Below are 20,884 nucleotides of genomic sequence, written 5' to 3' on the forward strand. Positions count from 1 at the left end.
CCGATGCGCGCGAAGGTCACCCGGCCCGCGCGCGGCGACCTCGTCGCGGCTGCGACCGTCGCTCTGGTGCTGGTCCCCCAGGCGCTGGCGTACGCCTCGATCGCCGGACTCGACCCGGTCTACGGCCTGTACGCCGCGGTGGCGGCGCCGATCGCCGGGGCACTGGTCGGCTCCTCGCCGTACCTGCAGACCGGCCCCGTCGCCGTCACCAGCCTGCTGACGTTCGGAGCCCTGGCGCCGCTGGCAGAGCCGGAGTCGCTGCGTTTCGCGGCCCTCGCGGCGGTGCTGGCGCTCATCGTGGGGCTGGTCCGCGTAACCCTGGGCCTGGTGGGCGCCGGGCCGATCGCCTACCTGATGTCGCAGCCGGTGGTCGTCAGCTTCACCACGGCCGCGGCGCTGCTGATCGTCGGCACCCAGGTCCCCGCGCTGCTCGGCGTCGACGTGGACGCCGCCAACCCGCTCGTGGGTGCGGTCTCCGCGCTGGCCGACCCGACCGAGTGGTCCTGGGCCGACGTCGCACTGGGGCTCGGTGCCCTCGTGGTGATGTTCGGAGGTCGCCGACTCTGGGCGTTCTTCCCCGGTGCCCTGGTGGCCGTCGTCGCCGCCACCGCTTGGAGCACGCTCGCCGGCTACGACGGCGCCACCGTCGGGACCTTCGACCTGCAGCTCCATGCCCCGCGCAGCATCGCCCCGGGGGACCTGGGTGCGCTGCTGCTACCGGGCCTGGTGATCGCCGTGATCGGCTTTGCCGAGCCGGCGTCCATCGCCCGCCGGTACGCCGCCGAGGACCGGCAGCCCTGGAACTCGAACCGGGAGTTCGTCGGCCAGGGGCTGGCCAACCTTGCCTCCGGTGCAGCGGGCGGCTTCCCGGTCGGCGGCTCGTTCTCTCGCACCGGGCTCAACCGGCTCAGCGGAGCCCGGACCCGGTGGAGCGGCGCATTCACCGGGCTCCTGGTGCTGGCGATCCTGCCGTTCGCCGGGATGCTGGCGAACCTTCCGCTCGCGGTCCTCGCCGGCCTCGTCATCGGCGCTGTGCTGTCGCTCGTGGACGTGCGCAAACCTGCGCTCTACTGGCACTGGTCCAAGCCGCAGTTCGCCGTCGGTGTGGTGACGGCGGTGAGCACCCTAGCCTTCGCGCCCCGCGTCGAGCGCGGGGTGGTCCTCGGTGTGGCCGCCGCCCTCGCCGTGCACCTGTGGCGCGAGATGCGGGTGCCGGTGCCCTCGTGCGTCGAGCACGACGTGCTGCACCTGCGGCCTTCGGGCGTGCTGTACTTCGGCTCCGCCCCGGCCGTGGAGCGCGCCATCAACGCGGTAATCGTGCAGCACCCCGACGTGGCGAGCGTGGTGCTGCACCTCAACTCCGTCGGCCGGCTGGACCTCACGGGAGCACTGATGCTGCGCGACCTGGTGGAGGAGTCGGACGCCGCGGGACGGTCCTTCGCGATCCGCGGGGCCGGCCCGCACGCCGCACGCCTACTCAGTCGCGTGCTCGGTCCCGCCGTCACGGTGGAGCCTGCGAGATTGGCCTGACCGGGCGTCTCCTGAGCCGGTCAACGCGGTCAGCAAGCCGGGCGCCAGCGAGGCCGCCGGCGGCCGAGGCGGCGGTGAGAGCCGCGACCAGCCTCCAGTCCGGCCGCTGGCGCGGACCGCGAGGCGGCAGGGCCGGTCGGGTGAAGACGACCAGTGAGGTGCCTGCGACGTAGGTCATCGGCAGTCCCAGCGCAGGAACACACTCGCGACGGTCTCCCGCGGGTCGGACCGAGCCGGTTTCGCCATCGTCACCACCTGGCCTGCAGCAGTGCCTTGCTGCCAGCGACGACGTCCGTAGGCGTGGACGTGACGAGGATGGAGAAGGTTCCCGTCCCTGGCCTGAGCGACGGTGCACGTCCGAATGACAGGGGAGTCGGGATTCATGCCGTGTCCACTTAGTGTCCAGATTGGGCCCGTCCTACTCGGTGCCAGTCGAGTATTGTGAGGTCGGAAGCGAGGGCGAATCCCTCACCACACCTAGCGAATCGGTAGCTTCCGGCCCAACTCCGTAGTCGTTGCGATGGCCCTGATGGCGTCCAGAGGTCGCAGGTTCAAATCCTGCCCCCGCTACGCAGATGAAGCGGCCCTCACAGAGACTGTGAGGGCCGCTTCTGTTTGCGCCATGAGGTTGTCTCGGTGCGTGGCCGCGGAAGCTACACGTCGACACGCCTCACGCGGGCTGGCGCCGTGCCTGCTGGGTCGGGTCACGCAGCCCGGCGCGCCGCCTCGATCGCAGCCCCGCCGATCCGTGACATCCGCCCGTCGGTGATCGGCTGCAGCGCGTTGCCGAGCCGGTTGCTGACGAAGGCGAACGAGAGTCCGGTCTCCGGATCCGCCCAGGCGCCCGAGCCGCCGAAGCCGTAGTGGCCGATCGACCCGAGTGGCGGCTCCGGGATGCGCAGCCAGGCGGGGTGGTAGCCGAGCCGCCAGTTGGGTCGGATGCCCAGCACGTAGTCGCGGTCCCTGGTCTGCACCTGGGCCATCTGTCGGATCCGGTCCGCGGACAGGTAGCGCTTCGCGTCGACCACCCCGCCGTTGGCGAGCGCGACGTACATCTTCGCGAGCGCCTCGGCGCTGAACACGCCGTTCCACCCGGGCATCACCGCGTCGTGCGCCTCGGGACTTCGCACCAGCTCGTCGAACCCCGCGGCCATGCCGGCCTCCGCGACAGCGCGCAGTCCCGGGACGGCCGACAGCAGCCGGCCGGTGGTGCTCCACGGCAACGGCCCCGGCTTGACCGTCGGGAACACCCGCGCGATCCGGACGCGGTGGTCGAGCGGCACGTGGAACCAGAACTCGTCGACCCCGAGCGGTTCAGCGACCTCCTCGCGCAGCAGCGTCGTGAAGTCCTTGCCGGTCACCCGAGCCGCGACCTCCGCGACCAGGTTGCCGTAGGTCACCGCGTGGTAGCCAGGGCCCCGGAACCGGCGCGGGTCCGGAGAACCTGCCGCCAATGCGTTCGCGAAGGCATCGTTGTCCAGCAGGATCTCGCGGGTCGGCGCGATCGCCCGCACGTTGTGCAGCCCGGCGCGGTGTGACATCAGCTCCCGTACCGTGATCCGGTCCTTGCCGGCGGCGGCGAACTCGGGCCAGTACGCCGCAACGGGTTGGTCGTAGTCGACGAGACCACGGTCCGCGAGCCGGTGCAGGACCGTGCTCGCGACGCCCTTCCCTGTCGAGAAGCACATCGTCACGGTGTCGTGCGTCCACCTCAGGTCCTTCGCCCGCCACCCTGCCCACACGTCGAGCACGAGCTCGCCGTGCAGGTACGCCGCGGCGGCTCCGCCGCCGTGTGCGGTGGTCCGGAAGGTGTCGAAGAACCGGTCGGCAGTCGTCTGGAACCGCGGGTCGACACACATCGGGCGGCCGTCGGGCTCGGTCTCGGCAGTCATCTCACCCCCAGCGCGGTCTCGAGCTCCACCAGTGCCTCCTCGGTGTGGGGGACGAGTGACTCGACGTCAGGCACGGCGTCCCGTCCGGCGACGTATCCGAGACAGATCTTGTCCGCGTAGCCGCAGCCGGTGACGTTGAGTGCCATCCCGTCGTACACCACCGACACCGGGTACATCTCGTCGAGGTGCGCACCGTTCCAGTAGAGGTCGTGCCTCGGCCCCGGCACGTTCGAGATCGGCAGGTTGTAGCCCGGCCTCAGCCCCGGGTCGAACGGCAGCATCGGCAGCAGGATCGTCGGCAGGATGCTCGGTGCTGCGACCAGCAGCGAGGGGACCGGTCCGAGGTCGAGGACGCGTCTCTTCGCCACGGCCATCGACCGGCTGATCAGGTCCAGTCGCTGGCGCGGGTCCTCCAGGGCAGTGCCCAGGTTGCACAGCGCCGTGCCGAAGGCGTTGCCGGCCTCGCCTCCCTCGGGCGTGCGCACCGAGACGGGGCAGATCGCGACCAGCGACTTCTCAGGCAGCTCGTCGTGCTCGGCCAACCACCCTCGCAGACCGCCGGCAAGCATGGCCGTCATCACGTCGTTGCCGGTCACACCAGGGGCCGCCTCCTGCACGCGGCGAATCCGCTCGCGCTGCCAGGTGCCTGCGGTGAACGAGCGGGTGGCAGTGAGCGGACCGTTGAGCCGCGTGCGCGGAGCCCGGAAGGGCAGCACGGTCGTGTCGGTCGTCAGACCCTTCGCGATGTCGGCGATCGTGCCCTCGACGACGCGCCGCCCCATGGCGGTCGCGGCGGTCGCCGTGCGCACTGTGACACCGGCCATCCTCACGGGGAGCCGACGCCCCCCCGGGGTAGCCGCATTCGTGCCGTGAGTCCGGAACCCGACGTACGGAGGCGAGCCGCGCTCGTCAGGGTCGGTGGACATCGACCCCTCGACCAACCTCAGACCGCTCACACCGTCCATCAGGGCGTGGTGCACCTTGATGTAGAACGCGAATCGGCCGTCGGACAGCCCGTCCACGAGGATGGCCTCCCACATCGGCCGGTCTTGCGGGAGAGGCGTCTCGTGCGCGTGGCCGACCAGCTCGTACAACTCTTCGCGGCTGCCGGTCTGGAGAGTGTGCCGGCGGACGTGTCGGGTGAGCTCGAGTCCTTCGGCGGGCCGCCAGGCCCACAGGCCCCCGGTGTCGAACCCGCGGTGCGGGTGGCGGAGCAGCCTGGGGTCGACCTCGACGCCGGAGGCCACAGCGTCGTCGTACAGCCGGTCGACATAGGAGGGTTCCGCGCCCGGAGGAGGCGTGAGCACGAGCAGAACCGCGACGTGCATCGGGTTGCCCAGCAGCTCAGCGGTCATCAGAACCGCGTCGAGAGGCGCCATGAGCTGAATCGACATATCCCTGCTCGCCCGTTCCTGATCCGCGTCGTCGCTGATCCTCACGGTCCCACATCCCGGGCGTGTCGTTGTCGGAGCGCCCTGCGGCGAAGGACCGGCAGTGCGCACCTCCGCTGGAGCCGCTGTCGTCGACGTAGCGCCTTGGCGCCAGCGCGACGGGCGGGTCCCAAGCGGGACCGCGCCGCGCGTCCGTGCAGGGCGGGCCGCTTGGCTGCTCCCGCACTTCTGTCGCCGGTCCTTCGAGAAGCTGCGCCGACCGTCCGTGCCCCGTGCTTCGATCAGCTCATGAGGGAAGGGTGGCAGATGCCCTGGCAGGGGCCCTACGTCGCGGGTGAGTGTCGACGGTCAACGGGACGATCGCAGATCCGCCGGGTCCCCCGCTACGACACTTCAGGCCCGGAATCCGCGGATTCCGGGCCTGAAGTCTCACTGGTGCCTGTGTGGCCTCACGCGTCCTCGTGGCCCGTCCACTCCGCCTCGACGGTCAGGTCGACGAACTCCATCGGGCCGTCGAGGATGTCGTCCATCATGGCCCGCACGGACTGGAGGACCTCCTGGCGGCGTGGATCCCGCTCGCGGGCGCGCGCCTTCTCCTCGCTCTCGAAGACGACGAGCGTGTACAGCAGTCGTGGATCCTTCTGGTCGCGCATCGTCAGCGTCCGCACCAGTCCCGATCCCGGCTGCTCGGCGTCGCGCAGGGCCTGGGACAGGGCCGAGAAGTCCTTGTCCGGCTTCACGGGCATCGTGATGAGCTGCGCCCACATGTCGCTTCCTCCCTCAATCAGTCCTGCCGGTGTCGAAGTCGAGCACCAGCTCCGGCGCCCGGAACGCGTCGTCCCAGGCGTTGCCGTGCACGTGGTGGGCGTGCGCGCGGAACCAGCTGTCGAACGGCTCGGCCGACCTCGCCCACATCGCGAACGCGGCGTCGAGGTCGTCGGCCTCGAGGTACACGATCGCAAGGGCACCTCCGGGAGCGGACTGGAGCCAGACCGCCTCCCTGACGATGCCCGCACGGCGTCGGGCGTCCCGGAAGGACTCCCGGCGAGGCCCCCGCCAGCACGAGGCCAGCGCGCCGACGGTCGTCCGCGTCTGGTCGGGCGACAGGTGGACGGCGAACGCGATGCTCTGCATGCGATGGCCTGTGTCGCAGTCCGCCGCGCTGGTTTTCCTAGACCGGGGCGCTGGCAGGTACGACGCCGAGCTGCTGCAGCAGCGTCAACATGTCCGCGACCCCCCAGTGCTCGCACACCCGGCCGGCTCCGTCGAACCGCATGATGTCGATGAGCTGCATGCCGGCGCTGCTGCCGGTCGGCGGGATGCCCATGAAGTCGCCCCGGTGGGTCCCCGTGGTCGTGACCCGGGCGACGGTCTTGTCCCCGTCGGCGATCAGGTCCTCGACCTCCATGTGCAGGTCGGGGAAGGCGTCGAGCAGGGCGCGGAAGAAGGCGAGCGTGCCCTCCTTGGTGTCGGGGAACCCCGGCCCGCCCTGGTGCTCGACGAAGTCGTCGGCCAGCAGGTCGCCGAACCCGGCGATGTCGCCGGTGTTGATCAGCTCGTAGGTGCTCCGCATCGTCGCAGCGTGGTCCACGGTGAGCCTCCACTCGTCGGTGGCAGCCTGCGCGACTGCCTGCCGTCGAATGTGCCGGAGCCGGGCAGGCAGGACATCACTCGATCGAGTGATGCACCACCGTGGCGAGCTCGACCCGGTTCGACACCCCGAGCTTGGCGAACACGTGTCTCAGGTGGGTGTTCACGGTGTGCGGTGAGATGTACATCCGCCGGGCCACGGCGCCGTTCGTCAGGCCATCCGCGACGAGCAGTGCCACCGCCCGCTCCGTGTCGGTGAGGCTCTCCCAGCCGGCCGCGGGGCGGCGCCGCGGTCCGCGGGCACCGGGGTGGGCGCCGACGGACCGCAGCCCGGCCCGGACGCGGCCGGCCCAGGCGTCGGCGCCGGCCTGCTCGTAGCGGTCCAGCGCCTCGTTCAGCAGGGTCGCCGCCTCGTCGCGCCGGCCGTCCCGCGCCAGCAGGCTCGCGGCGTCTTCGCAGGCGCCGGCGTGCTCCACCAGGAGAGGCGTACGGCGGGTGAGCGCGGCGGCCTCGACCAGCGCCTCGACCTCACCGTCGACCAGTCCACGACAGCGCAGGGCAAGACCGGCCACGGTGGCCACCTCCGGCGCCAGGGCGACCCCGGCGGCGACGCTGTCGGCCACCTCGACGGCGACGTCGCGGTGCCCCAGGGCCAGGGCGAGCCGCACGAGATCCGGGGCGAGGCAGCGGTGGTAGAACCGGCTCTCCCGCGCCTGGTCGAAACGCCAGCACCGCAGCAGCAGGTCGAAGGCCCCCTGCAGGTCGCCCTCGGCCGCCGTGAGCCCGGCCGCGGCGAAGGTCAGCACTCCCGCGTTGTAGCTCAGCTGCTCGCCCTCCAGCGACGCGGTGAACCCGTCGGCCAGCTTGCGGGCGCTCCGGAGATCTCCCCTGGCCGTCGCGATGACGGTGCGGTAGGCGAGCGACTGCGTCGTCAGCAGCGGGTTGCCCTTCTCCTGCGCCGCCTGGCCGCCGGCGATCAGGCCGGGCACCGCGTCGTCCCACTCACCGATGGCGAACGACGCCTGGGCGTCCGCCATGAGTGTGTCCGAGAGCCACCACGCGGAGCCGGACTCGTCGTCCAGCGCCGCCCGGAAGGCGGTCCGGGCCTCGCCGACGAGGTCGCAGTCGAACAGCGCCAGGCCGAGGAAGAACTTCGGCTGCAGCGGCAGCGATCGCGTGTCGGGCGAGCCGGCCGCGAGGGTGGCCGCGCGACGGGCGTGTGACAGCGCCTCGTCGAAACGGCCCTGCCGACCCTCCGCCACCAGCAGCGCCGTCAGCGCCCACACCGACATTGCCGTGTCGCTCACCTGCTCGGCGATGGCGAGCGCCCGCGCGGCTGCTGACTCACCCGCCCGGGGGTCGCCGGTGTAGGTGAGGGCCCAGCTCTGCTGGGACAGCACGAGCGCCTGATCGGCGGGGCGCAGGCGGTCGGGGGCGGCGAGGCTGGCCTCGACCACGGCGGTGACCTCGTCGGCACGGTTCTGCAGGGCCAGCGCGCCCACGAGAGCGACGCGCAACGGGGAGTCGACCTCGGTGGCGTGCCGCCGGGTCAGCACCGCCTCCGCTCGCGCCGACGCCTCGGCGACGTGGCCGGCGCGCAGCAGTGCCTGCACGACCTCCGCCGACACGAGGTCCGCGTCGCGATGACCGCCCGGCAGCAGCGCCTCGGCGCGGCGGAGGAGCTCGAGGGTGACCGCCGGCGCCTGCCCCGACGCCTCACGGGCGGCGTCCCGCAGCCACCCGACGACCTGCTCGTCGCCCCGCTCGGCGCCGAGCACCAGGTGGTCGGCCACGGCCAGCCGGTCCGCCCCCGCTGCCATCAGCGCGACCGCGGCCTCGCGGTGCAGCAGGCGACGCGCCGGCGCAGGGACGCGCTGGTAGATGGCGTCGTGCACGAGCTGGTGCCGGAACACGACGCGTTCGTCGACCTCGTCGAGGAGGCGGGCGTCGAACGCCTCGGTCAGCTGCCCGGCCACGTCGGCCGGCGTACGTCGGGCGACAGCGGCCACGTCGCGCACGGACACCGCGTCGCCGAGCACGGCCGTGACCTGGAGCAGGTCCAGCGTCGGCCCCGACAGGTCGCGCAGGCGGCGGGCCACCAGCTCGCTCAGCGAGCCCGGCAGCTCCGGGCTCGTCACGTCGACCACGCCGGAGGCGTCGCGCAGGACCCCCTCGTCGGCCAGGGAGCGCAGCAGGGCGTTGACCCACAGCGGGTTCCCGCCGGCCTTGTCCAGCATGGCGGCCAGGCCGGGCCCGGGGGGCGCCCCGAGCTCGTGCGCCGCAAGAGCCGCGACCTGGTCGGGTGCCAGGGGCTGCAGGCGCAGGGTGCGCCCACCCTCGTCCGCCAGGTCGTCGAGCAGCCGGACGACGTCGCCGGGAAGTGGCGACGGTCGCGTGGTCACCACGGCGAGCAGGGGAGCGAGCGGCAGCTGCCGCACGATCGACAAGACGGTCAACAGACTTGCGGTGTCCGCCCAGTGGATGTCCTCGGCGACCAGCAGCACCGGGCGCTCGGCGCACGCGGTCTCGACCAGGTCGACGATCTCCTCGACGACGCGGTACTGGATGTCGCCGACCGACCCCGATGCGTCCGCGTCGTGACGGGACAGCAGCGCCCCGATCGCGGCGCCGCGCGAATCGGACGAACGCACGCTCAGGTCCAACGCGTCAGCGACCACGCCGAACGGACGCGTCCGCTCGAAGGGATGAGCCCGGCCGCAGAACACCGTCATGCCACGCGATCGCGCGCGGTGGACCATGCTCTGCGCCAGGCGGGTCTTGCCGACGCCGGCTTCCCCCTCGATCGTCAGCGTCGCCGCCCGGCCCTCGCCGAGTCGGTCGACCTCGCCCGCCGTCAGGGCGAGCTCGGCATCCCGCCCGACCAGCCTCTCCCCAGACGTCCTCACGACGACCCCGCCACGCGCCGAGTCTGCTCCCGACGGCGCCGGCGGTCCAGACTGGTCCATCCGTCCACCGCGGCACGCATCGTCCGGGCATCACCCGATCGAGTGATGTCTTCGCGCCCGGCCGGCAGCACGATCGGTCGGGCCACCCGAGGTGCCGTCGACCGCTGGAGCGACCGGCGTGATCACCCACCCACTCCGCGCAAAGGAGCGCAGCATGCCACGCATGGTCATCACCCACGAGGTCGTCGACATCGAACGCTGGCTCACGGGCAAGGCCGAGCGGGCGGCCGCCCTCGGGTCGGTCGGCACCGACGTCACGGATCACGTCGCGCTCGACGGCAGCAACCGGATCGCCGTGAGCGCCACCGTGCACGACGTCGACGCCGTACGCGCGCTGATCGACTCGCCTCCTCCCGAGGTGGCGGCCCAGATGGAGGCGCACGGCGTGCTGCCGCCGCTCACCGTCTACATCGAGAAGTAGCGCCGACACCCGCTTCGAGGAGGTCCACCCATGGCAGTCAAGGTGATCGTCGAGCTGAAGGCCAAGCCCGGCCGGCGCGACGAGCTCACGAACGTGCTTCGCACACTGATGGCCGAGCTCGGGCCAGCCCTGGAAGGGAGGGGCTCCCTGGGCAGCGCCTTGTACGAGGTGGTCGACGACCCCGACGCGCTGGTGGAGATCGCCGACTGGGAGGCAGCCGAGGCGCGGGACGCCGTCATGGGCGACCCGGCGACCGGCGAGGCCATGGCGCCCCTGCTCGAGCTGCTGGCCGAACCGTTCTCGGCCACGGTCGTCCGGATCGTCTGACGGGCGAGGTGGGCCACGACGGGGACGCGGACGTGATGGGCGTGACCGTGGACGGGGTAGGTCGTTGACCAGGGGTCACGGCAACCCGAGGAGCCACCCATGCGTCCACGTCGTCACCACTCTCATGCCCGTCGCGTGCTCGGTGTCGCCAGCGCGGTGGTCCTGGCCGCCGCCCTGCTGGGCAACGGGGGTTCGGCGTCCGCCAGCAGCCCGAGCGAGGGGTCCGTGAGCGACTCGTCGAGGACGGTGTCGTGGACCGGCGGCCCGTTCGTCGCGCCCAACACGACCGGTACGGCGCTGGACGCCCCGGACTGCACGGCTCCGCAGAGCTGCGACGACTTCACCCTCCACGTGTCGACGCCCGCGGGGTACGGCGACACCCACGCGCTGAAGGTCGACGTGACGTGGCCGCAGACGGCGGCCGACTTCGACGTCTACGTGCTCGACGCGGCCGGGAACACCGTCGGCCAGGCTGCCTCGAGCGCCGACCCCGAGCAGGTCGTCCTGCCGCCGACGGCGGGCACCTACACGGTGCGTGTGGTGCCGTTCCTGCCCCTGGGCCAGAGCTACTCGGCCGAGGCCACCCTCGTCGACACCCCGGTGCCGCCGCCCCCCGGCACGGCGACGCCCCCCGGGTTCACGACCTACCCGGCGCCGACGGCCCTGGGCGCGGACGTCAACAACGCCGGCGAGCCGTCCATCGGGTCGAGCTGGAAGACCGGCGCCACGATGTACCAGGCCTACCTGTCGACCTACAAGGTGACCTTCGACGACAGCGTGTCCCCTGCGAAGGCGTCGTGGAGCGACGTGTCGGCGACGGCCGCGAAGGGCTGCCCCCAGGGCGGCCTGACCAGCCTCGACCCCATCCTGTTCACCGACCACGCGACGGGGCGGACCTTCGAGTCGCAGCTGTCCGGGGTGGACTCGCTGACCTGCTACACCGACGACGACGGCCAGACCTGGCAGCCGAGCACCGGGGGCGGGATCCCGTCGGGTGTGGACCACCAGACGATCGGCGGCGGCCCCTACAGCCCCGACGGCGTCGGCGCGCTGCCCACCTCCGCCTACCCCCACGCGGTCTACTACTGCAGCCAGGACATCGCCACCGCCTTCTGCGCCGCCTCGCACGACGGCGGCACGACGTTCGGTCCGGGCGTCCCGACCTACAGCCTGCTCGACTGCGGCGGCCTGCACGGGCACGTCAAGGTCGCGCCCGACGGCACGGCGTACGTGCCGAACAAGGCGTGCGGCAGCAACGCGGCCGTGGTGGTGAGCAAGGACAACGGCGCGAGCTGGACGGTCCACCGGGTCCCGGGCAGCAGCCCGAGCGACGCGGACCCGTCCGTGGGCGTGGGCGCGAACGGCACCGTCTACTTCGGGTACGTCGGCTCCGACGGCAAGCCGGCAGTCGCGGTGAGCCACGACCAGGGCTCGACGTGGTCGGCCCCGCAGACGGTCGGCGCCGACCTCGGCGTCAAGAACGCCGTGTTCCCCGCGATGGTCGCCGGGGACGACGACCGGGCGACCCTCGCCTACCTCGGCACCACCAAGGCCGGCAACTACCAGAGCCAGACGGACTTCAAGGACGCCGAGTGGCACCTCTACCTCGCGAGCACCTACGACGGGGGCAAGACCTGGGTGTCGGTTGACGCGACGCCGAACGACCCGGTCCAGCGCGGGTCGATCTGCACCGGCGGCACGACGTGCGGCAACGACCGCAACCTGCTGGACTTCATCGACGTGACCGTCGACCGGACGGGGCACGTCGAGGTGGGCTTCGCCGACGGGTGCATCGACGCGTGCGTCACCGACACGACGCACAACAGCAACGACGGGCCAGCCGATGCGCAGGCGGCCTACGCGACCATCGTCCGCCAGAGCAGTGGTCTGGGGTTGTTCTCGTCCTACGACCCGAAGGCCAACCTGACCCTGGCCAAGCAGAGCGTGGTCAAGCTGAAGGGCAAGTTCGTCGCGACGTCGACCGTGGCGAACACGGGTCGAGCCCGCGCCACCGACATCGTCGTGCGCATGAGCGACGGGCAGGCCGTGGTGGGTCGGACGACCCTCACGGCCCTGGCCGCGGGAAGGCAGACGACGGTGACCTTCTCGTGGAAGGCGACCAGCGGGACGCACACGTTCACCGGCTCGGTGGACCCCGGCAACCTGATCGCGGAGTCGGACGAGGCCGACAACAAGCTCGTCACCACCGGGAGGGGCCGATGGCCGCACCGCGCGCGGCACTGACGCCCGCCGTGCTGGCCCTCGTCGCCCTCGTCGCCGGGTGTGGGGAGGGCGGCGACCCCACGGCAGGCGAGTCGGACACCGGTGAGCACTCCGCGGCCGACGCCAGCACCTGCGTCGCGGACGCCACCCCGGTGGCCTCGACGCCCGACTCCTACCCCTCCGACTTCCCGCTGCCGGACGGGACCGTGGTCTTCGCCGTGGAGGACAGGGGCGAGGACGGAGTGATCGCCACCGGCGTCACGCGCACGCCGTTCGAGGAGGTGTTGGCAGCCATGAACGCCGCCGAGGAGGCCGGCTTCCGGGTGACCAGCGGGGAGACCGAGGACGACGACGCGGAGGCCAATTGGACCGGCAACGGGTACGTCGGCCGGTGGACGATCAAGAAGTCCGCCACCTGCCCGGGCGAGACGGTCGTCCAGCTGTTGTCCGCGCAGGCCTGACCGTCGCGGTGGCTCAGCCGGCCTCCTCCCGCTCGGGCTCCGTCGCGGCCTGGATCTCCTCGCCCCACCGCACACCCTGCTCGTAGGCCAGGGGGTAGATGGCCTGGGCGCGTTCGACGTCGAAGAGGGCCAGGGGGCGGACGCCGACGATCTTCGCCATCTCGCGGTTGGGGCGGATCATGTGGATGCTCGCCTCCGGGTGGCGTTGCTGCCAGCCGTCGAGCTCACGCGCGAGCAGGGCCCCGGCGACGCGGCCCATCGGGCCCATCACCCGGCCCGCGAGCGGGGCGACCACGATGACGCGGGCTGCCTCCTCCGCGGCGTCGACCGAGGTGGCCGACCACATGCCGCCGTCGACGTACAGACGTCCCTCGACGCGGTGCGGTGGCAGCAGGCCGGGGACGGCCGAGGAGGCGGCCACGAGGTCCGCCAGCGGGTAGGCGCCACCGTCGAGGATGTGGCGGCGCCGCGACCGGACACAGACGGCCGAGACCGAGACGAGCGGGTGGGTCGACTCGCCGAAGGCCATCCGGGCGATGTCGCCGAGCACGCCGGGGCGTACGGCGGGCACCGAGGGCACCGGCAGGTCGGCCAGGTCGTCGTAGGACATGCCGAGCGCCAGCGCCGAGGCGGTCCACGACCCGGCCGAGGTGCCGAGCGCGGGCGCGCCCGTCACGGGGATGCCGGCGCTGACCAGACCGGCGGCGACCCCGGCCGTGTAGGCGATCCCGACGACGCCACCGCCCCCGTAGACCATCGCCAGCGGGTGCCGGTGCTCGAGCAGGGCGGGGTGGCCGTCGACGTCGACGTTGCCGGCCCGCGAGTGACGCTGAGCCATCGCACCTCCTCCGGACTGCCCCACCACAAGGGTGCGTACCCCCGGAGGCGGGGAGCAGGGTCGGAAGGCCCGGGAGGTCGCCATAGGTCCCGGACCAGAGCGTCAGGTCCGACGCCGGCTGGACGGCGGGGGATCGGGCTCCGGCTCGGGCGTCCGGGCGGCGATGTGCTCCTCGGCCCCCTCGGCCGCCTCGAGCTCGACCCCGTGCACCCCCGGCCCGGCAGGCAGCTCGGCCAGGCCGTGCACCCGGCGGGCCTCCCGGACGCCCTGGGAGATGCTGTGCCACAGGTGGTCCTCGCCGACCTGGTCCATGAGTCCCGAGCTCCGCAAGGCCTGCCGTACCGGCCACATCACCCGGACCAGGTAGAGGTCGATGCCGCGCTGGTGCAGCGCCCGCAGCAGGTGGGACAGCGCGTCCACGCTCGTCACGTCCATCTGGTTGGTGGCCTCGAGGTCGAGGACCACGACGCGGGTCCCCGGCACCGCCTCCACCCGGGACAGGACGGCGTCCTGGATCGGCGCCGCCGTCACCCAGAACATCGGGGCGTCCACGCGGAGCACCAGCACCCAGGGGTACGTCGGCCGCTCGGCGTGGTCGCGGATGCTGCCCCACGCGGCCTTCTCGTGCGGCACCTTGCCCATCACCTCGACGTCGACCCGGCTCGACCGGTAGACCAGACCGACCACCGAGGCCGCGACGGCCAGCAGCAGGCCGTTGAGGGGGCCGAAGACCAGCACGCCGGTCGCGGCGATGAGGGCGGCCATCACGTCGTTGCGGCGGACCTGCGCGTAGCGGGGGAGCGCGCCCCAGTCCATCAGCTTCCAGACGGCGTTGACGACGATCGCGCTGAGCACCGCCCGGGGCAGGTCGGACAGGACCGGCGCGATGGCGACGATGACCAGGAGGGCCAGCGCGGCCGCGGTGACGCCGGTCAGCTGGGTGCGGCCCCGCGCGTCATCGGCGGCCGCGGTCTTCGAGAGGCTGCCCGCCACGCCGATGCCCCCGCAGAGGCCGCAGGCGATGTTCGCCGCCCCGGACGCGACCAGCTCCTGGTCGGCGTCGATGCGGTAGTCACCCTGCCCGGCGAAGAGCCGGGCCGCGCTCAGCCCCTCGGCCAGCCCCACCAGCGCCAGCGCGGCTCCGGCGGCGAGCAGCCGCCACAGGTCCTCGCTCGCGACCGAGGGGATCCCGGGGGTGGGCAGTCCGCGCGGCACCGTCCCCACGACCTCGACGCCCCGTGCCGCGAGGTCGAGCGCCGAGGACGCGACGAGCCCCAGGACCAGCACGAGCAGCGCCCACGGGAACCTCGGGACCACCCGCTGGCCGCCGAACAGCAGGACGAGCGCAACGGCCGACACGACCATGGTGGCCGGGTCGCCGTCGCCGTGGGTGAGGCTGGACCCCAGGGCGCCCAGCCGCTCGACGACCTGGCCCTGCGGCGTCGGTACGCCGAGCAGGTGCGGCACCTCGCCGAGGATGACCAGGATCGTCAGGCCGAGGACGAAGCCGGTGACGATGGGCTTGGACAGGAACTCCGCCATCCAGCCGATGCCGAGGAACCCGGCCACGACGAGCACCACCCCCGCGCCCAGCGCGAGCGCAGCGGTGTACGACGCCGCCTGTGCCGTGCCGGCGACGCCGAAGCCGGCGAGGAGCGAACCGGAGAGCACCGACACCGTCGAGACCGGCCCGACCACGAGCTGTCGCGACGAGCCGAACACCGCGTAGACGACCAGGGCGACCGGCACGGAGTAGAGCCCCACCTGCACCGGGGCGCCGGCGATCGAGGCGTAGCCGAGGGCCTGGGGGACGGCGAGCGCCGCGACCACGGCACCGGCGGCGGCGTCACCGCGGAGCCAGCCCCGCTCGTAGCGCGGCAGCCACGTCACGATCGGGAGCCGGCGCCAGGATCGTCCGGACCCGGCCTTCGTGTCGTCGCTCATCGCGGCCCACCTTCGCCCTGCCCCAGGTCAGCAGGCTAGTCCCGTCGGCGGGGCGGCGCCCGCGATCACCGGGAGCGGGTGGGAGACCTCGACGCCTCGCTCACGGCCGCCAGCCGGTCACCGACCGCGTGCCGCGCCTGGTCGTAGGGCTCGTTGCTGCCCATCAGGAGCGATCGCAGGTTGGCGGAGTCGAGGTAGGCGACCAGCTCGAAGGCGAGGGAGCCGGCGTCGACGTCGGGGTCGATGTCACCGACCTCCTGGGCCTCGGCGACGCTGCGGGTGATCAGGGCGAGCCACTCGTCGTCCGTGGCGGCCAGGGCGTCGCGGACGGCGCCCGGCCGGGCGGCGTACTCGTGGCAGGCGCGCGAGAAGAAGCACCCGCCGGGGAAGCGGCGGTCACTGGAGTAGTCGAGCCAGGCGTCGAGCAGGGCCCGCAGCCGGGCGAGCCCCGGGGGTGTCTCCAGCGCCCCGTCGATGACGGTGGCGACGAAGATCGCGCGGGCCGCGCGGATGGTGGCGAGCTGCAGCCCCTCCTTGCTGCCGAAGTGGGAGATCAGGCCGCTCTTGCTCATGGACAGCTCGGTGGCCAGCCTCCCGATCGACAGGCCCTCGAGACCCTCGACGGAGGCGACGTCGACGGCCTTGCGCAGGACGACGCGGCGGGTGCGGTCGCCGCGCCGCACGCGTCCGTCGCTGGGTTCGCGCGCGGCGTCGTCGCTGGTGGTGTCGGCCAGGTGTTCGCTCATCAGTGCGCAGCCTAGTTGCGGGTGGGGGATTGACATTCGAAACAAATAGTACGATCGTTCGGACTCATTATATCCCCTCTGCCGCAGGATCCGCCATGACCACCACCGACCTCAGCCAGCGACCCTCCGTCCGCCCCGCCCCCCGCCCTGCCCGGCTCGCTGACCGGGTGCCGGCGCTGGTCGGCGCCTCGCTCAACGCCGGGGCGCGACTCGCTCCGCGGGTCACCGGCCGGCTCGCCCTCGAGCTGTGGCGTCGGCCGGGTCGCCCGGCCGCCGTCCGCGACGACGAGCAGGACGTGCACACCGCGGCCCGCCGCAGTCTCGTCGACCACGACGGCACCGAGGTCGCCGCCTACGCGTGGGGCGACGGCGAGCGGCCGGTGCTGTTCGTCCACGGCTGGGGAGCGCGGGCCTCGCGCTTCGCCGAGGTCGTGGCCGCCCTGCTCGGGGCCGGGTACAGCCCCGTCGCCTACGACGCCTGGGGGCACGGGGCGACGCCCGGCCCGGTGCGCACCATCGTGGAGCACCAGGTGGTCATCGCCGAGCTCGAGCGCCGGCACGGACCCTTCGCCGGCGTGGTCGCCCACTCGTTCGGCGTCCCGGTCGCGCTGTACGCCGCGCGGTCCGGGCTGCGCGCCGAGCGACTGGTCGCGCTGAGCGGGATGGGCGAGTTCGGCTACGTCGTCGACACCTTCTGCGAGCGGCTCGGGCTCGGGGCGACGGTCAACCGCGAGCTGCGGAGGGCGATCGAGCGGGCCTGGTTCGCCGGCGACACCGGGATCTGGGAGCGGTTCTCCGCCCAGCCCCTGCCCGACCGCGAGGTGCTGGTGGTCCACGACGCCGCCGACCGGGTCGTCGACCGCAGCCAGGCCGACCGGCTGGTCGAGGCGCTGGGGGACGGTGCCCGCCTGGTCGAGACCCGCGGACTCGGGCACGGCCGGATCCTCCGCGACCAGGCCGTCGTCGGCGAGGTCGTGGCCTTCCTCGAGGGTGGCCGGCCATGACCGGGCTGCGGATCCGCCGCGCCGTACCGGCCGACCGCGCGAGCGTCGCCGCGCTGCTGCGCGGGCTCTCGCCCGAGTCGGCGTACCGACGCTTCCAGACGGCGCTCGGTCCGGGGCCGACGGCCGCCATGCTCGACGCCCTGCTGCCGGAGGGTCCGCGTGGGGGCGCGGTGCTGGCGCACGCGGGCACCGCCCTGGTCGGTCACGGCGTCTGGCACCGCGCCGGCACGACGCCGGTCGCCGAGATCGGCGTGGTCGTCGCCGACGACCGGCAGCGGCAGGGGATCGGCACCGCCCTGGCGGAGGTGCTGATGGCCGACCTGGCCGCGCGCGGCATCGAGCAGGTCGAGGTCTTCGCGACCGCGACCAACGAGGCCGTCAGCCGGATGGTCGGTCTGCGTGCGCCGGACGCGCGACGCGAGTACGACGGCGCCACCGTGAGCTACCACCTGCCCGTGCGTCCGAGCGTCGTCAGGACCGTGGCCTGACCAGCTCCGGCTTCCGCGGGCGGGCCCGAGCCCGCCCGCGGCCTCACCAGCGGACGGACATCCCCACCGAACCCTGGGCGCCGAAGTAGCCCCGCGTGAAGGCGATGATCCCGTCGGTGACGCGGGCGCGCTTGTGGGTGCCGGCGTAGCTCACCTGCCGGGAGCCGAAGTAGGCGTTGAGCGTCGGGGTCCCGTCGACGAAGTGGCTGCACAGCTCGCCCGTCGTCGCGATGGTGAACGTCTCCCCGGGGGAGACCGTGAGGACCGCCGCGACGTCCGCGGTCTCGCACTGGCCCTGGGCGGGCACCGTGCCGTCCGCTGCCTGGACGGAGAGGCTGAGGTAGCCGCCGAGCTCGCCGGAGGTCGCTCCCGCCATCGTGTAGCCGGAGCCCGTCGTGACCGGGGCGCTGTCGAAGGCGCTGCGGTCGAACCGTTCCACCGTCGCTGCCTGGGCGGACGGGGCGACCAGGATCAGCGCGGCGGCGGCCAGGGCCGCGGTGGTGGTGCTGCGTGCGTGCATGGTGTCTCTCCTTGCAAGGGTGCGTGGGTTGGTGACGCCCACGGTGCGTGGCCACGCTTGAGGGCCACTTGCACCCGACTTGCATCCGCCTGAGACCGCTCCTCAGCGCAGGCCCAGCCCCTCGACGAAGTCGTTCACGAACCGCCGCTCGGGGTCGAGCCGCTCCGCGAGGTCGCGGAAGTCGGGGAGCCTCGGATAGGTGCTCCCGACCCGGTCGCGGTCGAAGCCCACGAAGTACTTGCCCCAGTGTGGTCGAGGACCGAACGGCTGCAGGATGTGCTCGAGCCGCTCGAGTGCCGGCCGGACGGCGGCGAGGTCGGAGACCCAGGTGGCGTGCACGGCGAGCGTCTCGCGGTCCTGGAACGGGCTCAACCACATGTGGTCGGCCGCGACCGCGCGGATCTCCATGACCTGCAGCGCGGGCGCGAACTCCTGGGAACGTGCGGCGAGCGCAGCCACCACGTCGGAGGCGCTCGCCAGGGGCACGAAGAACTCCGACTGGATCTCGTCGCCGGCGCTGGGGGTGAACGACGGCTTGAAGTGCGGCAGCCGCTCGTGCCACGGGCCGGACGTGCCCAGCTGGTCGGTGGCGGCGTCGGCGGAGATGCCGAGGATGGGGTGCACGTTGGTCTCCGCCCGCCGGCCGCCCCACACCTCGCCCCGGTCGACCCCCGTGGCGCCGCGGTGCTTGAGCCAGACCGAGTCGACCACGGCGGGGTCGCTGAACGACGCGAAGAGGCTGACGCTGTACGCCGCGCCCAGGATCTCGACGACCTCGTCGACCACGGTCGCGACCGGGACGTCGAGCACCACCTCCTGGCGGACGTCGTACGCGCGCTCGAGCCGCAGGGCGAGCCGCGTGGCGACCCCGAGCGAGCCCAGCGACAGCACCATGCCGGGGAACTCGGGCGCTCCCCCGAGGCTCGTGACCAGCTCGCCGGTCCCGGTCACGAGCTCCACGCCGACGACGCGCGAGGCCAGGCAGCCGTTGCGGACGCCCGAGCCGTGCGTGCCGGTCGCGCAGGCACCCCCGACCGAGATGTGGGGCAACGAGCCCATGTTGTGCAGGGCCCAACCGGCCCGGTCGAGAGCGGGGACGATGTCGGCGAAGGTGGCCGCAGCGGGCACCCAGGCGGTCCCCGAGGCCTCGTCGACCTCGAGCGCGAGACCGAGCCCGGCCGTGCTCACCAGCGTGCCGGTGGTGTCGACCACCCGCGAGAACGAGTGCCTGGTCCCCGTGGCGCGCACCCGCGAGGCGCCCGCGACGAGGTCCTGCAGCTCCTCGAGCGTCCCCGGGATCCGCAGGTCGTCGGAGGAGTACTCGACGTTCCCCGCCCAGTTCCGCATGCCGATGAAGGTAACGCGCCCCGCGAGCTCGCGTCTGGGTCGGCGTCCCCGGCGGCGGACGGCGGCGTAGGCCGCGTCGCGCGAGTAGCATGGTCTCCGCCTTCGGGGAGGCGGGGACCACATGGACGACCTCGGGCAGGCTGCAGGTGCGTCACCGGGTGACGCTGGGGGACGGGAAGCGCCGTCCGGCAAGCGTCCGCCCTGGGCGACGTGGAACCGACTGACGAAGGTCGTCCTGAGCGCCGGTGCCCTGGCCTCGGCGGTGGGCGCGATCCTGGCGTTGTGGCCGTCCGGCGATCCCGCGGACAGCGCCGTCCTGACGTCGGTCCGCATCCACCCGATGTCGATGAGCGAATTCGAGTTCCGTGCGGAGAAGGCCTCCCCTCGTGCGGGCGGGGTGCCTCGCGCCGTGGACCTGTCCGGCGACGTCGTGGCCGCGGCCGCCCTTGCCCATGCGACGCAGCTGGCGACGGGGGTTGTGACGACGGGGTCGACGTCGACCCTGTCGGGATCGACGACGGGGTCCAGCTCGGTGAGCCTGCCCACGCCCTCGCCGACGACGACCCTGCTGACGACCGCCACCACGCCCGTGACCTCATCCGGGTCGCCGGCGTCGCCGCTGGCGCGCTGGGACTTCTCGCAAGAGGCCGCGTCGGCGTTGACCGACCGTGTGGCGCCGCTCCTCGAGGTGCAGGGGGTGACGCCGGCGTGCGCGACGGACGCTCGTGGCTGCCGCGCGTTCATCACCACCGGCACCCCCGTCGACGCCGACGGCGACCCCGTGAGCGTCGACGAGGCGACGCGCGAGATCGTGCGGCTGCTGGTGGCTACCCGCGTCGAGACCTCGCCGGGGAGCGAGGGCGAACCCGTGGGTGAGCTCGTGAGCGCGGACGTGGAGCTCACCGGCCTCCGCGGCGAGTCCGTCGACGTGCTCTGGTCGATGTTCGGGCGGTCGGCCCGAGGCCCGCTTCCGCCAGCCTGGCAGGGCTCGCACCTGGCCTACCGCCTGCACCCGAGCAGCGATCACGACACGGGTAGCGTCAGCCTCTGGGTGCCGGTGCCGCGGGCGCCGGGGAAGTACGTCATCCAGCTGGAGCTCAGGGTCGACGGCGCTGCGCTCGACACGGCAGACACTCGCCCCTTCGGCGGCCCTGACGACGCCTGACCACCCCTCGTGACCGGCTGTGCGCCCGACC

Annotated in this window: 19 protein-coding genes; 8 read left to right on the forward strand and 11 right to left on the reverse strand. The window is 72.9% G+C overall.

Going from position 1 to position 20,884, the window contains the following annotated elements:
- Window positions 1-3 precede the first annotated feature (3 nt).
- The gene (locus ACFPGP_RS00695) at window positions 4-1,530 is read left to right on the forward strand and encodes a SulP family inorganic anion transporter (protein WP_378585510.1); all 1,527 of its coding nucleotides are present in this window, start codon (window positions 4-6) and stop codon (window positions 1,528-1,530) included.
- Window positions 1,531-2,234: 704 nt separating this feature from the next.
- On the opposite strand, the gene ACFPGP_RS00700 is transcribed toward ACFPGP_RS00695, so the two are convergent.
- The 6 genes from ACFPGP_RS00700 to ACFPGP_RS00725 form a co-directional block, all read right to left on the reverse strand.
- Complete coding sequence (locus ACFPGP_RS00700) at window positions 2,235-3,422, reverse strand: serine hydrolase domain-containing protein (RefSeq protein ID WP_378585512.1); 1,188 nt, start codon at window positions 3,420-3,422, stop codon at window positions 2,235-2,237.
- Window positions 3,419-4,816, reverse strand: a complete 1,398-nt coding sequence (locus ACFPGP_RS00705) for a wax ester/triacylglycerol synthase family O-acyltransferase (protein ID WP_378585514.1) — start codon at window positions 4,814-4,816, stop codon at window positions 3,419-3,421. Before ACFPGP_RS00705 ends, ACFPGP_RS00700 begins: the two co-directional genes overlap by 4 nt.
- 446 nt (window positions 4,817-5,262) lie before the next feature.
- Window positions 5,263-5,580 carry a hypothetical protein gene (locus tag ACFPGP_RS00710; protein WP_378585517.1) on the reverse strand — a complete coding sequence of 106 codons (318 nt, stop codon included), beginning with the start codon at window positions 5,578-5,580 and terminating at the stop codon, window positions 5,263-5,265.
- A 13-nt stretch (window positions 5,581-5,593) separates the two neighbouring features.
- Window positions 5,594-5,947, reverse strand: coding sequence for a hypothetical protein (locus ACFPGP_RS00715; protein WP_378585518.1), 354 nt, complete (start codon window positions 5,945-5,947; stop codon window positions 5,594-5,596).
- Window positions 5,948-5,984: 37 nt separating this feature from the next.
- Window positions 5,985-6,386, reverse strand: a complete 402-nt coding sequence (locus ACFPGP_RS00720; protein WP_378585521.1) for an ester cyclase — start codon at window positions 6,384-6,386, stop codon at window positions 5,985-5,987.
- Window positions 6,387-6,480: 94 nt separating this feature from the next.
- Entirely contained in the window at window positions 6,481-9,309 is a 2,829-nt protein-coding gene (locus ACFPGP_RS00725) for a helix-turn-helix transcriptional regulator (protein WP_378585523.1), read from the reverse strand.
- 214 nt (window positions 9,310-9,523) lie between these two features.
- On the opposite strand from ACFPGP_RS00725, the gene ACFPGP_RS00730 reads away from it, so the two are divergent.
- The 4 genes from ACFPGP_RS00730 (at window position 9,524) to ACFPGP_RS00745 (ending at window position 12,801) form a co-directional block, all read left to right on the forward strand.
- Entirely contained in the window at window positions 9,524-9,790 is a 267-nt protein-coding gene (locus ACFPGP_RS00730) for a hypothetical protein (RefSeq protein WP_378585525.1), read from the forward strand.
- 30 nt (window positions 9,791-9,820) lie between these two features.
- On the forward strand, window positions 9,821-10,117 hold the full coding sequence (locus ACFPGP_RS00735; protein WP_378585528.1) for a putative quinol monooxygenase: 297 nt from the start codon (window positions 9,821-9,823) through the stop codon (window positions 10,115-10,117).
- 99 nt (window positions 10,118-10,216) lie between these two features.
- Window positions 10,217-12,361, forward strand: coding sequence for a CARDB domain-containing protein (locus ACFPGP_RS00740; RefSeq protein ID WP_378585531.1), 2,145 nt, complete (start codon window positions 10,217-10,219; stop codon window positions 12,359-12,361).
- Window positions 12,337-12,801 carry a hypothetical protein gene (locus tag ACFPGP_RS00745; RefSeq protein WP_378585533.1) on the forward strand — a complete coding sequence of 155 codons (465 nt, stop codon included), beginning with the start codon at window positions 12,337-12,339 and terminating at the stop codon, window positions 12,799-12,801. Before ACFPGP_RS00740 ends, ACFPGP_RS00745 begins: the two co-directional genes overlap by 25 nt.
- Window positions 12,802-12,814: 13 nt before the next feature.
- Here ACFPGP_RS00745 and ACFPGP_RS00750 read toward each other — a convergent pair whose 3' ends face one another.
- The 3 genes from ACFPGP_RS00750 to ACFPGP_RS00760 all read right to left on the reverse strand — a co-directional run bounded on the left by ACFPGP_RS00750 (window position 12,815) and on the right by ACFPGP_RS00760 (window position 16,329).
- A complete protein-coding gene (locus ACFPGP_RS00750; protein WP_378585535.1) occupies window positions 12,815-13,639 on the reverse strand; it encodes a patatin-like phospholipase family protein in 825 nt (274 codons plus the stop codon).
- Between the two features lie 102 nt (window positions 13,640-13,741).
- On the reverse strand, window positions 13,742-15,583 hold the full coding sequence (locus ACFPGP_RS00755) for a SulP family inorganic anion transporter (protein ID WP_378585538.1): 1,842 nt from the start codon (window positions 15,581-15,583) through the stop codon (window positions 13,742-13,744).
- Window positions 15,584-15,648: 65 nt separating this feature from the next.
- The gene (locus ACFPGP_RS00760; protein WP_378585539.1) at window positions 15,649-16,329 is read right to left on the reverse strand and encodes a TetR/AcrR family transcriptional regulator; all 681 of its coding nucleotides are present in this window, start codon (window positions 16,327-16,329) and stop codon (window positions 15,649-15,651) included.
- 95 nt (window positions 16,330-16,424) lie between these two features.
- Here ACFPGP_RS00760 and ACFPGP_RS00765 point away from each other — a divergent pair, with 95 nt between their 5' ends.
- Complete coding sequence (locus ACFPGP_RS00765) at window positions 16,425-17,333, forward strand: alpha/beta hydrolase (protein ID WP_378585540.1); 909 nt, start codon at window positions 16,425-16,427, stop codon at window positions 17,331-17,333.
- Window positions 17,330-17,821 carry a GNAT family N-acetyltransferase gene (locus tag ACFPGP_RS00770; protein ID WP_378585543.1) on the forward strand — a complete coding sequence of 164 codons (492 nt, stop codon included), beginning with the start codon at window positions 17,330-17,332 and terminating at the stop codon, window positions 17,819-17,821. Before ACFPGP_RS00765 ends, ACFPGP_RS00770 begins: the two co-directional genes overlap by 4 nt.
- Before the next feature lie 43 nt (window positions 17,822-17,864).
- Here the strand turns inward: ACFPGP_RS00770 and ACFPGP_RS00775 are convergent, their stop codons facing one another.
- Together ACFPGP_RS00775 and ACFPGP_RS00780 are read right to left on the reverse strand one after the other, a co-directional pair.
- Window positions 17,865-18,341, reverse strand: coding sequence for a hypothetical protein (locus ACFPGP_RS00775; protein WP_378585545.1), 477 nt, complete (start codon window positions 18,339-18,341; stop codon window positions 17,865-17,867).
- A gap of 102 nt (window positions 18,342-18,443) precedes the next feature.
- Window positions 18,444-19,688: an FAD-binding protein gene (locus ACFPGP_RS00780; protein WP_378585547.1), complete on the reverse strand. Its 1,245-nt coding sequence runs from the start codon at window positions 19,686-19,688 to the stop codon at window positions 18,444-18,446.
- 346 nt (window positions 19,689-20,034) lie between these two features.
- Between ACFPGP_RS00780 and ACFPGP_RS00785 the strand changes: the two genes are divergently transcribed.
- Window positions 20,035-20,853, forward strand: coding sequence for a hypothetical protein (locus tag ACFPGP_RS00785; protein WP_378585548.1), 819 nt, complete (start codon window positions 20,035-20,037; stop codon window positions 20,851-20,853).
- The last annotated feature ends 31 nt before the right edge of the window (window positions 20,854-20,884 follow it).

Origin of the sequence: Nocardioides taihuensis (assembly GCF_042657275.1) — a bacterium.
Lineage (GTDB): Bacteria > Actinomycetota > Actinomycetes > Propionibacteriales > Nocardioidaceae > Nocardioides > Nocardioides taihuensis.